Here is a 12,850-nt window from a genome sequence, read left to right as displayed (position 1 = left end):
TTCCCAATCGCTTGGGAATCTGATTATTTGAATAGTTTTTTAATCAATACAAAAATATCAAATGTCGTGCGAGTGTATACTTTGTTATATACGTATTTCTTCGGACTCCTTGCCCATCCCCATCCTCGTGGCGTTTTTAAACCCAACCGATGCACGACCTGTCGCTTAACGCTAGTCCTTGCTGATATTCTTTTCTTAAGACTAGGCATCCTCATTCCGAATTTCAAAGTATCAACCCCTCATATTGATATTTATATAATACCTTCAAATGGATATATGTGGTATATAAAAATTCAATCATATTAATTTAATACTGCTTGATTCTAGAACGTATGTTTGGTATATAATAAGAACAAACATTCGTATTGGAGTGATGGTCATGAATGACAAATACATTGGCCGGACAGTTCAGATTATCTATCATGACAGAAATCGAAAAATATCCTTTCGTACTATCCAGGTCCGTGCTGTAAAGGATGGTAAAGTGAAAGCATTTTGCCTAACAGCGAATGCACCGCGCATTTTTAATATTGAGAACATCATTGATGTGGAGTTGATAAAAGGACATGTTGGATGATGCTGCTAGAAAAGTATTAACTGTCATGTGGAACGTATACCGCAACGATCCTTCTAAAATCGATATAGCTGACCTAAGTAAAAAAACTCAACGAAGTGAGTCGCAAATTAAGGAAGCTATTAACAATCTAGTCAAGGAGGATTATGTACTTTGGGATAAAGAATCAAATACATTTCGAGTTCTATATAATCGAGAAGATGCTAAACCCGTTAAATGGCGAGGTTGGAGTACATGATAAAAATTAATAGATTAGATCCGAAAAGCAATAAATTGTGGTCGAGCAGTAGGATGATGTTACCTGAACATGTAGTGGCAATAAATCAATACAACAGGGCATTGGAGGAGAATGATATGGCAAAGGGACCAAAGAGACCAACTCGGGATGAGTATCAATTAGAGGAGCTTGGAGAGAGACTAGTTGAAGCGCTGCAGGAGGAATTAGAGTTAAAGTTAATTGTATGGAATTGGGATGAACCGGTTATAGGGAAAATAATTAAAATGGACTCCCGTACAAAAACGGTTCATGTTGAATATCAAGGTAATCCAACTATAGTTTCATTTATGGACATAATGAAAGCAGAAAGCCTTGTCATATAGACAGGGCTTTCTTTGTTTGTACGCTTCGAGTATAATTGCGAAAGATTATTTAGATGAAGGAGTTGTTTTTTATGCCACTCTCTTGTGGGATCGTCGGTCTGCCGAACGTTGGAAAATCGACATTATTTAACGCAATTACTCAAGCAGGCGCAGAGTCTGCCAATTATCCTTTTTGTACGATAGATCCAAACGTTGGCGTGGTTGAGGTTCCGGATGAGCGCTTGAACAGGCTGGTTGAGCTTGTTGTTCCAAAGAGCATTGTGCCGACAGCGTTTGAGTTTGTTGATATAGCGGGTCTGGTTGCAGGCGCGAGCAAAGGCGAAGGACTTGGCAACAAGTTTTTGGCGCACATCCGTGAGGTTGATGCGATTGTTCATGTTGTACGCTGCTTCCAAGATGATAATATTACGCATGTATCCGGTAAGGTAGATCCTATTAGCGATATTCAAACGATCAATTTGGAGCTTATTTTGGCTGATATTGATTCGGTAGATAAAAAAATTGAGCGCTCCCGCAAAAACCTAAAGGGCGGCGACAAAAAAGTAGCTCAAGAGATTGAAGTGCTTGAGCGCATTAAAGAAGCTCTATACAACGATAAACCAGCTCGCAGCCTAGATCTTAGCGATGATGAGAAGCTGCTTGTTCGTGATCTGCATTTGCTCACAATGAAAACAGTGCTTTATGCAGCGAATGTGAGCGAGGATGAAGTTGCGGATTCAGAAGGCAATGAATATGTGCAGCAAGTTCGTGATTTTGCAGCAGGCGAAGGCGCAGAAGTTGTGCCGATCAGCGCGAAGGTAGAAGCAGAAATTGCTGAGCTTGAAGGCGAAGACAAAGAAATGTTCATTCAGGAGCTTGGCATGTCAGAGTCTGGCTTGAATCGTCTGATCAGTGCAGCTTACAAATTATTGGGCTTATATACGTACTTTACAGCAGGCGTGCAAGAAGTTCGCGCATGGACCATTCGCAGCGGGACAAAAGCGCCGCAAGCTGCGGGTGTCATTCATACTGACTTCGAACGTGGATTTATTCGCGCGGAAATTGTTTCTTTTGACGATCTTTCAGCAGCAGGCTCAATGGGCGCTGCGCGTGAAAAAGGACAAGTTCGCCTTGAAGGTAAGGAATATGTCGTGCGTGACGGCGACGTTATCCATTTCCGTTTTAACGTATAGAGAAATGGCAAAGCTAAAGCCCTATGAGTGCAGCAGTGCGCTTATGGGGTTTTGCTGCTGCTTATAAGTTTTTTGGATCCAAGTTGTAGCAATTAAAGATTGACGAGCATATGAAGTGATGAGCAGGTAACGCTTTATTGGAAATATGAATGGCTCATGCGGGCTGGTTGCGCGGTTGTTCAAGCAAACCAGCTGTCGAAAGAAAGCCATTGATATGCTATAATGAACATATCCTAATGGAATAAACAGAGGTGAATGATCGTGTTTGACCGTTTAGAAGCACTCGCAGACCGGTATGAAAAGCTGAGTGAGCTATTGTGTGATCCAGATGTATCTAGTGATCCCAAGCGGCTTAGAGAGCTTTCCAAGGAGCAGTCAGATTTACAAGAGGCCTATGATGCCTTTACGGAATATAAACAAGTTACCGGGCAGCTTGAAGATGCTAAAGTGATGCAGGCTGAACAACTCGATGACGAAATGCGTGAAATGGTAAAAATGGAAATAAGCGAGCTAAGTGATCGTCAAGATGAGCTTGATGAGAGAATTCGCATTTTATTGATGCCTAAGGACCCTAACGATGATAAGAACGTTATTGTTGAAATCCGCGGCGCGGCAGGCGGAGATGAAGCAGCGCTATTTGCATATGAGCTTTATCGTATGTATACGAAGTTTGCAGACACACAAGGCTGGCGTACAGAGCTTATGGACTTTAGCGAAAATGACGTCGGCGGCTTTAAAGAGGTAATCTTCATGGTGACGGGCAAAGGCGCGTACAGCAAGCTGAAGTTTGAAAGCGGCGCACATCGTGTGCAACGTATTCCAGTAACGGAATCAGGCGGACGTATTCATACATCAACATCAACAGTTGCGGTTATGCCGGAGGTTGAAGATGTTGAGATTGAAATTTTAGACAAGGATATTCGTGTGGATACGTTCTGCTCCAGTGGAGCGGGCGGACAATCCGTTAATACAACGAAATCCGCGGTTCGCGTGCTGCACGTTCCAACGGGCATCATGGCAACCTGTCAAGACGGCAAGTCTCAGAATGAGAACAAAGCGAAGGCTCTTGCCGTGCTTCGTGCTCGTATCTCAGATGTTCGCCGTCAAGAGGAAGAAGCGAAATATGCCGGTGAGCGTAAGAGCAAAGTAGGTACAGGTGATCGCAGTGAGCGTATCCGTACTTATAATTTCCCGCAAAGCCGTGTAACCGATCACCGTATCGGACTGACGCTGCATAAGCTGGATGCTATTATGAACGGTGATATGTCAGAAATCGTATCTTCGCTTACAATTGCTGAACAAGCAGATATTATGGAACGTGAAATGGTTTAATAAATTGCGCTGGGCCGCTGAATGCTTGCTATACGCAAGCGGCGGTCCGGCGTTTTGTTATGATTAGACGTTGAAGGGACGATGCGGGAATGAGAGAGCAGATGGAGGAGCGCTGGTTTCAGGAGCCGATCACGATTCGTGAGGCTATTATGCGTGCGACCGCAATATTGAAAGCGGAAGCAGTGGAGGAGCCCCGCAACAATGCGGAGCTGCTGCTCATGCATGTGCTGGGTATTGATCGCGGCGTGCTGCTTCGTGATGGAGGCGATCCTTTCCCAGCAGAGCGGCTTGCGGAGTGGGAGAAGCTGGTGCGCCGCAAGGCAGCGGGAGAGCCGGTCCAATATTTGATCGGCGAGCAATGGTTTTATGGACGCGCGTTTGCGGTGACGCCGGCCGTCCTTATACCGCGCCCCGAGACGGAGCTGCTCGTCGAGGCGGTGCTGGAGGCTGCCGATCGCCTATGGCCTGCGGCGGCGATCGACAAGCATGAGCCCGTTGCGCAAAGCAGCAACGGGCAAGCACTGCCGCCGACGATTGTTGACGTCGGCACAGGCAGCGGCGCCATCGCCGTGACGCTAGCTTCGCAGCGTCCCGCATGGCGCGTTAGCGCATCCGATCTTTCGCCGGATGCGCTGGCAGTCGCCCGCACGAATGCGGCCCGCCATGGGGCGGCGGACCGCATCTCCTTCGTGCAGGGCGACCTGCTCATGCCGTTTATACCTCGGCATGAGCAGAATGGTCACGTCGAGCTTCGCATCGACGTGCTTGTCTCCAATCCGCCGTATATACCGGCGGCGGATATGGAAGGCCTGCAGCGCGAGGTGCGCGACCATGAGCCGCATCTCGCGCTGGTTGGCGGAGCGGACGGACTAGATCCGTACCGCCGCATGCTGGAGCAGCTTCCGCTGCTTGCTGCGATGCCTCGCATCGTAGCCTTCGAGCTCGGCATACATCAGCCACGCATCGTAGCAGACATGATGCGAAGCATTGGTGCATGGGATGATATCCGAATCATCAGCGACTACGCTGGTATTGAACGTCATGTCATCGCAACGCAATGAGGCTGTCTCAGAAGGCTTTATGCCTAATGGGCTCAGCCTCTTTTTTTTACATACTCTTAGAATTAGGCTAGAAGGGATTATGATGTTAAACCTTTTGACAGATCCAGTGCAACCAATACCTGCCAACTAGCGTCTAATTTTTGGAAGGGTATTTAATAGCATTAGAATAGGGGAATGAGAACGCATGAGGTTCAAGAAATGGACACTTTGGCTGCTGTTTGCGGCTATTTTCATGAGTATAGCTGCGCCAGTCAGTCAAGCAGCCGAAGCTGCTGGCATTCGTATTATTTTGAATGGAAAAACGATTGAAAGTGATGTTGCGCCATACATTATACCGAAGGTCAATGTGACGATGGTTCCGCTTCGTGTCATCAGCCAGGAGCTCAAAGCGACCGTGAATTGGAGCTTTGCTGAGCAACGGGTGACCATTACAAGTGGAGATAGCAAAACCATTCTTATGAATAGCGGAAGTACGGTGGCGACTGTTAACGGCGAGAGCGTTAAGCTGGACGCTTCTGTTCAGGTCAAGGCTGGACGAGCAATGGTGCCGCTTCGTTTTGTGAGTGAACAGCTTGGCTTGGAGGTTAATTGGAATCAAAAGACTCAGACGATTACGCTGCTGGCAACTGTCATTGATGATCCGTCAGGTGGCATCGTCACCCCTACGCCAAATCCTGAGCCTGATCCAACTCCAACTCCAGTGCCAGACACTAGCGCAGGACTGCGCGGAGCATGGGTATCAACGGTTTACAATTTGGACTGGCCTTCTGCAGCTTCTTATTTAAATCCAGTAAAGCAGAAAGGTGAGTTTATAAGCTTGTTGGATGATTTGCAGAGTATGGGTATGAATGCGGTGTTTGTACAGGTACGCCCTGCTGGGGATGCCTTATACCCGTCCAAGCTGGTTCCTTGGTCCAAATTTCTATCGGGTGTTCAAGGCTTGGCACCGACCTATGATCCGCTTGCCTTCATGATTGAGGAAGCGCATAAGCGAAATATGGAATTTCATGCGTGGTTCAACCCGTTCCGGGCAAACGTAGATGCAAAAACTGATTCACTTGCTCCTAACCATGTTGCCAAGGAGCATCCTGATTGGATTGTGAATGCAGGTGGAAAGCTGTTAATTAATCCTGGTATTCCAGAGGCTCGTCAACATATCATCAATACCATTATGGAGGTTGTGAATGGATACCCCATTGACGGGGTCCATTTAGATGATTATTTCTATCCTTCGAATGTGACGTTTGCCGACGACGCTGCTTTTAAAAGCTACAATCCATCAAAAATAAAGGCAAAGGCCGATTGGCGAAGGAATAATATCAATGAATTTGTACGTCAGCTTGGTGAATCCATTCATAAAGCGAACCCTCTACTGGAATACGGTATAAGCCCATTCGGAGTTTGGCGTAATATAGCTGTCGATAAAACGGGGTCTGATACCAAAGCGGGCATCACTGCTTATGACGATATGTTTGCGGATGTTCGAACATGGATTAAGCAAGGCTGGATCGATTACGTGAATCCGCAAATTTACTGGAGCTTAAGCTTTAATAATGCGCGTTATGACAAGTTGGTAGATTGGTGGGCGCAGGAAGTGAAAGGAACTGGCGTGGATCTGTATATCGGCCATTCGCCTTACAAACTCGGAACGAAGGAAGCGGGCTGGCAAAGCGCCCAAGAGATCATCAATCAACTGGAGTACAATAAGAAATATCCGGAAGTGAAGGGTGACGTGTTTTTTAGTGCGAAGGATCTTCGGAAAAACGTACTAGGAATCAAAGATACGCTGAGCACTTATTATACGAAATAAGTGGAACACCATTTGCTCACGATAAAATGCAGAGTCCGTCTCTGGAAGACATTCGGCCTTTAGAAATCATATATATTTTGAAGAACAAAAAGGTAAAGGAAAGTTCTAACGAGCTTTTCTTTACCTTTTTTCTATTTATTTTAAGGAATTAAGTTATTTTGACTCCCTTTCAACTAGCTCCAACAGTACACGAATGTCGCTCGCAATGACACTTGGTGAAAGATCCTTAGCCAGTGCGTCTGTTCGAATCTTCTCAATGGCTTTCACCGCTCTGTCGCCCGTTACCGTCAGCACCTTCACTTCTGCCCCCATAAGAGACTTAATTTGGCTGGCTGCCATGGAGAGATTATCGTGTTTTTCTGTGTCCTTGCCCTTTACGCCGCCATCTAATGTAACACCATTAGAAGACATGCCTTCGTTGCTGTTAAGCAGCTTCATTTGAAGCTCATCATATTGCGAAGCGGAAGTTTCGCGCTTCGCAGCAGCGAGCACAACCGTATCGTCAAAGACGAATACCCGGACGTCAGATATGCCAAGACCGCTAAGTCTAGATTCCAAATGCGCGGAGAAGCCATTGGAGTGAAGCCCGGAACTGCCAATCATGCTATAGACGGAAGTACCCATGCCGTTAGTGGTTTTACCATGCTTATTGGTCGTATGTACCTTAGGCCCAGTCTCGCTTGGAATAACAGAAGAGTCGTGGAGCGCCTTAGCATGATGGGGGGACTGAGTAGACTGAGCAGATTGCGTATTCATGTTTGGCGATGTCCCATAACTGCATCCAGCCAAGGTAAACGCAGCTAGTGCAACTGAGAGAAACGTTGTTGTTTTTTTCATTGATGAATCATCCTCCAGTAATTAATTTCTTGTTATTATCATGACCCTTTCCATGAAATGAATATTCATGGCTTCTTGGAAAATAATAAGGGGGAAAGAATGAATATTCCGGGAGGTGTATCAATTGGATCAAACCGAAAAAGACAAAGGTCAAGGAAAGTCCGAGGTCGATGGCAAATCCCGTCGTAAGTTTCTTGTTAATACGGGCTATGCGCTCGGCGGTATCGTTGTTGGTGGAGCACTGGGTTCACTAATAGGCAAAAAACCGACAGCGAAGACTCCAACTGCTGAGAAGGATAAGGATAAAAACAAGACACCTGAGTCGAAAAACTACAACCGTGCGCTTATGTTTCTTACTCAGGAGCAGTTTCTAATTGCAGAGAGTGCTACGGAAAGAATTTTTCCTGAGGATGAAACGGGGCCGGGTGCCAAATCACTTGGGGTTGCCTTTTTTATCGACCATCAATTGGCAGGTGACTGGGGCTTCAATGGGCGTGATTATATGACGCCGCCTTTTTACAAAGGTGAGAAAGAACAGGGCTATCAAGGACGTTTGAAGAGGCGGGAAATTTACGAAATAGGACTGCGTGAGCTTGAGAATTACAGTATGAACAAATACCAGAAGAGCTTTCCAGATTTGACGGGCGAAGAACAGGATGAGGTCCTCAAAGCTTTTGAATCGGATTCGGTGAAGCTGACGACAATCTCTGCAAGTGGCTTCTTTAGAATGCTTCGGACAAATACGCTTGAAGGTGCCTACAGTGATCCGCTTTATGGCGGGAATTCAAATATGAATGGATGGCGTATGCGCAAATATCCGGGCAACCAGATGGGCTATACCGACATCATTGACAAGAAATTCACGGAGATGGAACCAAGCAGCTTGCAAGATCATATGGCATCTATTTAACGAAGCGGGAGGACAAAATGGCCAAAACATTACCGAAAACAGATGTCGTTATTGTTGGTGTCGGCTGGTGCGGCGGAATTATCGCCGCCGAGCTGACAAAGAAAGGCTTGAATGTTGTTGGTTTAGAGCGGGGCAAAGAAAGGAAGACAGAGGATTATTACATGGTTCATGACGAGCTGAGGTATGCGCTTCGCTATGAGCTGATGCAGGATTTATCCAAGGATACCATCACATTCCGCAGTAATGAGAAAATTCGTGCACTGCCGATGCGGACATATGGTTCATTTTTGATAGGAGACGGGCTAGGCGGGGCGGGCGTTCATTGGAACGGTCAGACGTATCGTTTCTTGCCTTACGATTTTGAAATTCGCAGTAAAACGATCGAGAGATATGGAAAAAATAAAATTCCTGCAGGTATGTCTATTCAGGACTGGGGCATCACTTACGATGAGCTGGAGCCTTATTACAACACATTCGAGCATATGGCAGGCATTTCAGGTGAAGAGAATCCGCTTGGAGGCAAACGAAGCGCGCCTTATCCAACGCCGCCAATGAAGAAATCGCCAGCTATGCAGATGTTCACGGAAGCGGCTACCCGCTTGAAATTGAATCCCTATATGATGCCTTCAGCAAACTTATCACAAGATTACACGAATCCCGATGGCATATCCCGTGCTGCTTGCCAGTATTGCGGCTATTGCGAGCGGTTTGGCTGTGAATATGGCGCAAAGGCAGATCCGGTTGTGACCGTTATTCCAGTAGCGAATAAGACGGGCAAATTTGAAATACGCACCCATTCAAATGTTCGTCGGATTCTGCATAAGGGCGGTAAGGCAACAGGAGTTATGTATACGGATGTGACGACAGGTGAAGAAATTATTCAACCAGCGGATATCGTTGTGATGACGAGCTATGTGTTCAATAATGTTCGGCTATTGCTCATGTCTAATCTCGGCAAGCCGTATGATGCTGCATCAGGTACGGGTGTGATCGGCAAAAACTATGCGTATCAGGTTTCAAAAGGAAGCGCGATAGGTTTTTTTGAGAATCAGGAGTTTAATAATTTTGCAGGTGCAGGTTCACTCGGTATTTCGCTTGACGACTTTAATGGCGACAACTTTGATCACTCGGATCTGAACTTTATTCACGGTGGAGTCATCGCGATCACACAATCAGGCGCACGCCCAATTCAGAATAATCCTGTTCCTTCAGGAACGCCTGGTTGGGGCTCAGAGTTTAAAGCCAAGTCAGTTCATTATGCGAATCGTGCTCTTTCTGTAGGAGCGCAGGGATCATCGATGTCCTTCAAGCATCATTTTCTTGATTTGGATACGACATACAAGGATGCCTATGGTGATCCGCTGATGCGCGTTACGTTTGATTTCGAAGAACAAGATCGTGAAATGGCGAAATATTTGGTGCAGCAATGCAAGAGCATCATTACAGAGATGGGTGCAGACAAGGTTGATTATTTGAAGGAGCTCGGTACTTACGAGATCACGACTTATCAATCTACGCATAACACAGGCGGTGTAATCATGGGTGCTGATCCTGCCACATCGGCGATCAATACATACAGTCAAATGTGGGATGCGGAAAATGTGTTCGTCATTGGTGCGAGTGCCTTCCCGCAAAATGCTGGATACAACCCGACAAATACTGTTGGAGCGCTGGCTTATCGAGCAGCAGAGGGTATTATCAAGTATAGAGAGAAGGGCGGCATGCTGGTTTGATCAGTCAGCTGCTATGAACAAGAAGAGAGCCGCTACCGAATTCGGTAGCGGCTCTCATTTTTTTGTTCTACAGCGTTTGTTTTAGAGCAGCTTTTTCAAGTCTTCCTTGCTGTCAGCCGTTTGGCTTGCTGGATCATCCTCTACGATTCCGCGCGTCGAGCTGCGGAACTCACGCAGTGTATCGCCGAATGCTCGTCCTAGCTGTGGAAGCTTGGCCGGCCCGAACACGATAAGCGCGATAAATAGAATGATAAGCAACCCTGATATTCCGATGTTGTTAAACATGTGCAAATCTCCTTTTTCGTTCAAGTAGGGGTGGGGATAGCGGCAATCCGTTTGGCGTACCGATTAGAAATAAGCACGCTGATCTCAAAGAGCAGAATCAGCGGAACCGTCACGGACAAGTGAGAGACGAAGTCCGGCGGAGAAATGCATGAACCGACTACAGCAAGACCGATATAGGCGTACTTGCGAGATCCTTTTAGTCGCTCAGGAGTCAGAAGTCCGAGCTTTGTTAGAAATAGGATGATGAGCGGCATTTCGAAGGCTACACCAAGCGGGAAGACGACGCTAAATAGAAAAGAGAAATAGCGGTCAATTCCGTATGTCTCAACTGCGCCAACGTTATGGTTCATTTCTATCATGAACCCAAGCATCATCGGAAATACAAGAAAGTAGCTGAATGATATGCCTATAAGAAACAAAAGGAATGATATGGGCACATAGGCAAGCGTTCCTTTTGCTTCTGTCTCAGTCAAGCCAGGCTTCACGAATGCCCATGTTTGGTAGAGCACGACAGGCAACGTGAACAAGATGGCGAACAAGAAGGCACAGCGTAAATAGATGAACAAGCCGTCTGTGAACGAGAAAACATTCCATTCAACCGAATGGGCGGTCAGCCCTGACTTAATGTAGAGCAATATGCTCGGGGACAAATAAAGTCCTCCGCTCATAGCGACTATGAAACAAAGGAATACGATGAGCAGCCTTTTTCGCAGCTCGGTCAAGTGGTTGACTAGGTCCTCCTGAATATTCAACACATCACCCCGCATTACACGCTTTCTTTTGTTAAATTTGCCATGACATTTTTATAGAATAACCAGTTCGCGTACGGTTATGCGCACTAACCTTTTCTGAATCCATTTAGGAAGGGTGCTGGAGTGAGGGGTAGGACGAAAAAGAGCTGTCACACCGATGATTAATCGGATAGACAGCTCTTCGTACTGCAGCTTTGGCTTTGCACAACTATTTTGTTTTATTCCGGCATCATATTTGTGCTGATTGCAATGCGGTTCCAAGCGTTAATCGTGATGATAGCCATAATGATTTCCCCTATTTCTTTTGAGTCAAAATAGCGGGCCGCTTCATCGTACACAGCATCAGGCACATGCTCCTTCGTAATGACCGTGACGCTCTCCGTCAAGGCGAGCACAGCTCGCTCTGCCGGAGTGAAAAAAGGCGTATCACGCCAAGCGCTTAACGCGTAAATCCGCTGTTCCGTTTCGCCCAAGGCTCTTGCGTCTTTCGCATGCATGTTGATGCAATACGCGCAGCCATTTATTTGTGATGCGCGAATTTTGATCAATTCCTTCAGCTGGGAATCAATGCTTGTAGTACCTAAATATTTTTCGAGACCGCTCATTGCTCCATAAGCCGCGGGAATTTCTTTAATTATAGAAGTTCTTTGTGTCATCGTAATCATTCTCCTCTAACATCCGATTTGTTAGCATCACGTATTCTTGTGTGCCCTTTCGTTATTTAAGACAAAGCAGCGTATCCGGTTGTGACAGGAGTTTCAAAAAAAGACGGATTTTATTTTTGTTGAGTATCATCGAGATAGACATGCATGAGTTTGTCAGGATTCAAAACGACAAATATTCGTTCAATCCTTTTCTGACTCTCATCCAATTGGAAGCTGATGACACTTCTAGGTTTACCAGCCTTGATAATAATGACACCAGCTTGTCCATTCACGACAGTGAACTGATGCGCATCCCCTAGAAAGGTTTTCGGTATAACACCCTGTAAGAAAGCCATGACACGTGCTCTGCTAATAATCGCAAAGATAGCGGCACGCACCTTGCCCCCGCCATCTGATACAAGTATGGCCTCTTCTGTCAAAAGCGACACTAGCTTCTCGAAATTTCCTGATGCAGCAGCTTCCATAAAGGTAGTGACGAGCGGTTCAGCTTTTACGGTATTTACGGGCAGTGAGCTGCGTTCCTTTTGAAGCTTGTCCTTCGCTCTGCTCAAAATTTTCCGGCAGTTTGCTTCCGTTTTCTGTAGACAGGCAGCAATCTCACCATAATCATATTGAAGGGATTCTCTAAGTATGAAGACGGCTCTCTCCACGGCTGACAGCTTCTCCAGCATGACAAGCAAAGCATATGAAATGGACTCATGCTCCACGTAAAGTTCAGCTGGATCCTGTTGAAGGGGGCCGATATCGGGTTCTGGAAGCCACTGTCCGACATATACCTCTCTTCGCTTGCGAGCGGAATGAAGGAGATTAATGGAACGATTTGTGACCATTCGCACTAAATAAGCTTTTTCGTTATCGATGGTCTGGTCGTCTAAACGGCTGAAATCTGCAAATACATCTTGAACGAGATCCTCGGCCTCACTATAGGAGCCTAGCATGCGATAAGCAATGGAATGAAGCAGCGGCCGATAAGTCGTATATACTTTTGTAAAATCCATTATTTACCAATCCTTTGTGTTAGAGATATTTATATGAAAAATAGATAGATTGCTAGGTTTATATATGGTGAGGAACGGACATAATGACGGATAGATACGTTCCGGAACGCAAGCTGACGCA

The 12,850-nt window shown here is 46.1% G+C and carries 14 protein-coding genes; 8 read left to right on the top strand and 6 right to left on the bottom strand.

All coding sequences use genetic code 11. The features are described from left to right. Positions 1–23: 23 nt before the first annotated feature. Complete coding sequence (locus AC0YOD_RS14985; RefSeq protein WP_475800125.1) at positions 24–227, bottom strand: hypothetical protein; 204 nt, start codon at positions 225–227, stop codon at positions 24–26. Positions 228–379: 152 nt separating this feature from the next. On the opposite strand from AC0YOD_RS14985, the gene AC0YOD_RS14980 reads away from it, so the two are divergent. The 6 genes from AC0YOD_RS14980 to AC0YOD_RS14955 all read left to right on the top strand — a co-directional run bounded on the left by AC0YOD_RS14980 (position 380) and on the right by AC0YOD_RS14955 (position 6,549). Then, positions 380–577 (top strand): hypothetical protein, encoded by a 198-nt coding sequence (locus AC0YOD_RS14980; RefSeq protein WP_475800124.1) that lies wholly within the window; start codon positions 380–382, stop codon positions 575–577. 231 nt (positions 578–808) lie between these two features. Further along, complete coding sequence (locus AC0YOD_RS14975; RefSeq protein ID WP_475800123.1) at positions 809–1,174, top strand: YolD-like family protein; 366 nt, start codon at positions 809–811, stop codon at positions 1,172–1,174. Positions 1,175–1,245: 71 nt separating this feature from the next. Then, the gene (ychF, locus tag AC0YOD_RS14970) at positions 1,246–2,346 is read left to right on the top strand and encodes a redox-regulated ATPase YchF (protein ID WP_475800122.1); all 1,101 of its coding nucleotides are present in this window, start codon (positions 1,246–1,248) and stop codon (positions 2,344–2,346) included. Positions 2,347–2,607: 261 nt separating this feature from the next. Further along, positions 2,608–3,678 carry a peptide chain release factor 1 gene (gene prfA / locus AC0YOD_RS14965; RefSeq protein ID WP_475800121.1) on the top strand — a complete coding sequence of 357 codons (1,071 nt, stop codon included), beginning with the start codon at positions 2,608–2,610 and terminating at the stop codon, positions 3,676–3,678. A gap of 89 nt (positions 3,679–3,767) precedes the next feature. After that, positions 3,768–4,739, top strand: coding sequence for a peptide chain release factor N(5)-glutamine methyltransferase (gene prmC, locus AC0YOD_RS14960; protein WP_475800120.1), 972 nt, complete (start codon positions 3,768–3,770; stop codon positions 4,737–4,739). 184 nt (positions 4,740–4,923) lie between these two features. Continuing rightward, on the top strand, positions 4,924–6,549 hold the full coding sequence (locus AC0YOD_RS14955) for a family 10 glycosylhydrolase (protein WP_475800119.1): 1,626 nt from the start codon (positions 4,924–4,926) through the stop codon (positions 6,547–6,549). Between the two features lie 153 nt (positions 6,550–6,702). Here the strand turns inward: AC0YOD_RS14955 and AC0YOD_RS14950 are convergent, their stop codons facing one another. Next, a complete protein-coding gene (locus tag AC0YOD_RS14950; protein WP_475800118.1) occupies positions 6,703–7,386 on the bottom strand; it encodes a hypothetical protein in 684 nt (227 codons plus the stop codon). A 124-nt stretch (positions 7,387–7,510) separates the two neighbouring features. Between AC0YOD_RS14950 and AC0YOD_RS14945 the strand changes: the two genes are divergently transcribed. Next, positions 7,511–8,296: a gluconate 2-dehydrogenase subunit 3 family protein gene (locus AC0YOD_RS14945; protein WP_475800117.1), complete on the top strand. Its 786-nt coding sequence runs from the start codon at positions 7,511–7,513 to the stop codon at positions 8,294–8,296. 17 nt (positions 8,297–8,313) lie between these two features. Further along, entirely contained in the window at positions 8,314–10,029 is a 1,716-nt protein-coding gene (locus AC0YOD_RS14940) for a GMC family oxidoreductase (RefSeq protein WP_475800116.1), read from the top strand. An 81-nt stretch (positions 10,030–10,110) separates the two neighbouring features. Here the strand turns inward: AC0YOD_RS14940 and tatA are convergent, their stop codons facing one another. The 4 genes from tatA to AC0YOD_RS14920 all read right to left on the bottom strand — a co-directional run bounded on the left by tatA (position 10,111) and on the right by AC0YOD_RS14920 (position 12,729). Further along, positions 10,111–10,314 carry a twin-arginine translocase TatA/TatE family subunit gene (gene tatA, locus AC0YOD_RS14935; RefSeq protein ID WP_475800115.1) on the bottom strand — a complete coding sequence of 68 codons (204 nt, stop codon included), beginning with the start codon at positions 10,312–10,314 and terminating at the stop codon, positions 10,111–10,113. A gap of 20 nt (positions 10,315–10,334) precedes the next feature. Continuing rightward, positions 10,335–11,081, bottom strand: a complete 747-nt coding sequence (gene tatC, locus AC0YOD_RS14930; protein ID WP_475800114.1) for a twin-arginine translocase subunit TatC — start codon at positions 11,079–11,081, stop codon at positions 10,335–10,337. Between the two features lie 203 nt (positions 11,082–11,284). After that, positions 11,285–11,722: a carboxymuconolactone decarboxylase family protein gene (locus AC0YOD_RS14925; RefSeq protein WP_475800113.1), complete on the bottom strand. Its 438-nt coding sequence runs from the start codon at positions 11,720–11,722 to the stop codon at positions 11,285–11,287. A 119-nt stretch (positions 11,723–11,841) separates the two neighbouring features. Continuing rightward, positions 11,842–12,729 carry an RNA polymerase sigma-70 factor gene (locus AC0YOD_RS14920; protein ID WP_475800112.1) on the bottom strand — a complete coding sequence of 296 codons (888 nt, stop codon included), beginning with the start codon at positions 12,727–12,729 and terminating at the stop codon, positions 11,842–11,844. Between the last annotated feature and the right edge of the window lie 121 nt (positions 12,730–12,850).

The sequence above is a fragment of the Paenibacillus sp. J31P13 genome, from assembly GCF_056269295.1.
This window is presented reverse-complemented; position numbering and strand designations above follow the sequence as displayed.

Excerpts from the sequence above, each read along its gene's own strand:
- tatC (WP_475800114.1), bottom strand. The coding sequence starts at position 11,081 with ATGCGGGGTGATGTGTTGAATATTCAGGAGGACCTAGTCAACCACTTG.
- ychF (WP_475800122.1), top strand. The coding sequence starts at position 1,246 with ATGCCACTCTCTTGTGGGATCGTCGGTCTGCCGAACGTTGGAAAATCG.
- AC0YOD_RS14950 (WP_475800118.1), bottom strand. The coding sequence starts at position 7,386 with ATGAAAAAAACAACAACGTTTCTCTCAGTTGCACTAGCTGCGTTTACC.
- AC0YOD_RS14925 (WP_475800113.1), bottom strand. The coding sequence starts at position 11,722 with ATGACACAAAGAACTTCTATAATTAAAGAAATTCCCGCGGCTTATGGA.
- tatA (WP_475800115.1), bottom strand. The coding sequence starts at position 10,314 with ATGTTTAACAACATCGGAATATCAGGGTTGCTTATCATTCTATTTATC.
- AC0YOD_RS14955 (WP_475800119.1), top strand. The coding sequence starts at position 4,924 with ATGAGGTTCAAGAAATGGACACTTTGGCTGCTGTTTGCGGCTATTTTC.
- AC0YOD_RS14975 (WP_475800123.1), top strand. The coding sequence starts at position 809 with ATGATAAAAATTAATAGATTAGATCCGAAAAGCAATAAATTGTGGTCG.
- AC0YOD_RS14920 (WP_475800112.1), bottom strand. The coding sequence starts at position 12,729 with ATGGATTTTACAAAAGTATATACGACTTATCGGCCGCTGCTTCATTCC.
- AC0YOD_RS14980 (WP_475800124.1), top strand. The coding sequence starts at position 380 with ATGAATGACAAATACATTGGCCGGACAGTTCAGATTATCTATCATGAC.
- prmC (WP_475800120.1), top strand. The coding sequence starts at position 3,768 with ATGAGAGAGCAGATGGAGGAGCGCTGGTTTCAGGAGCCGATCACGATT.
- AC0YOD_RS14940 (WP_475800116.1), top strand. The coding sequence starts at position 8,314 with ATGGCCAAAACATTACCGAAAACAGATGTCGTTATTGTTGGTGTCGGC.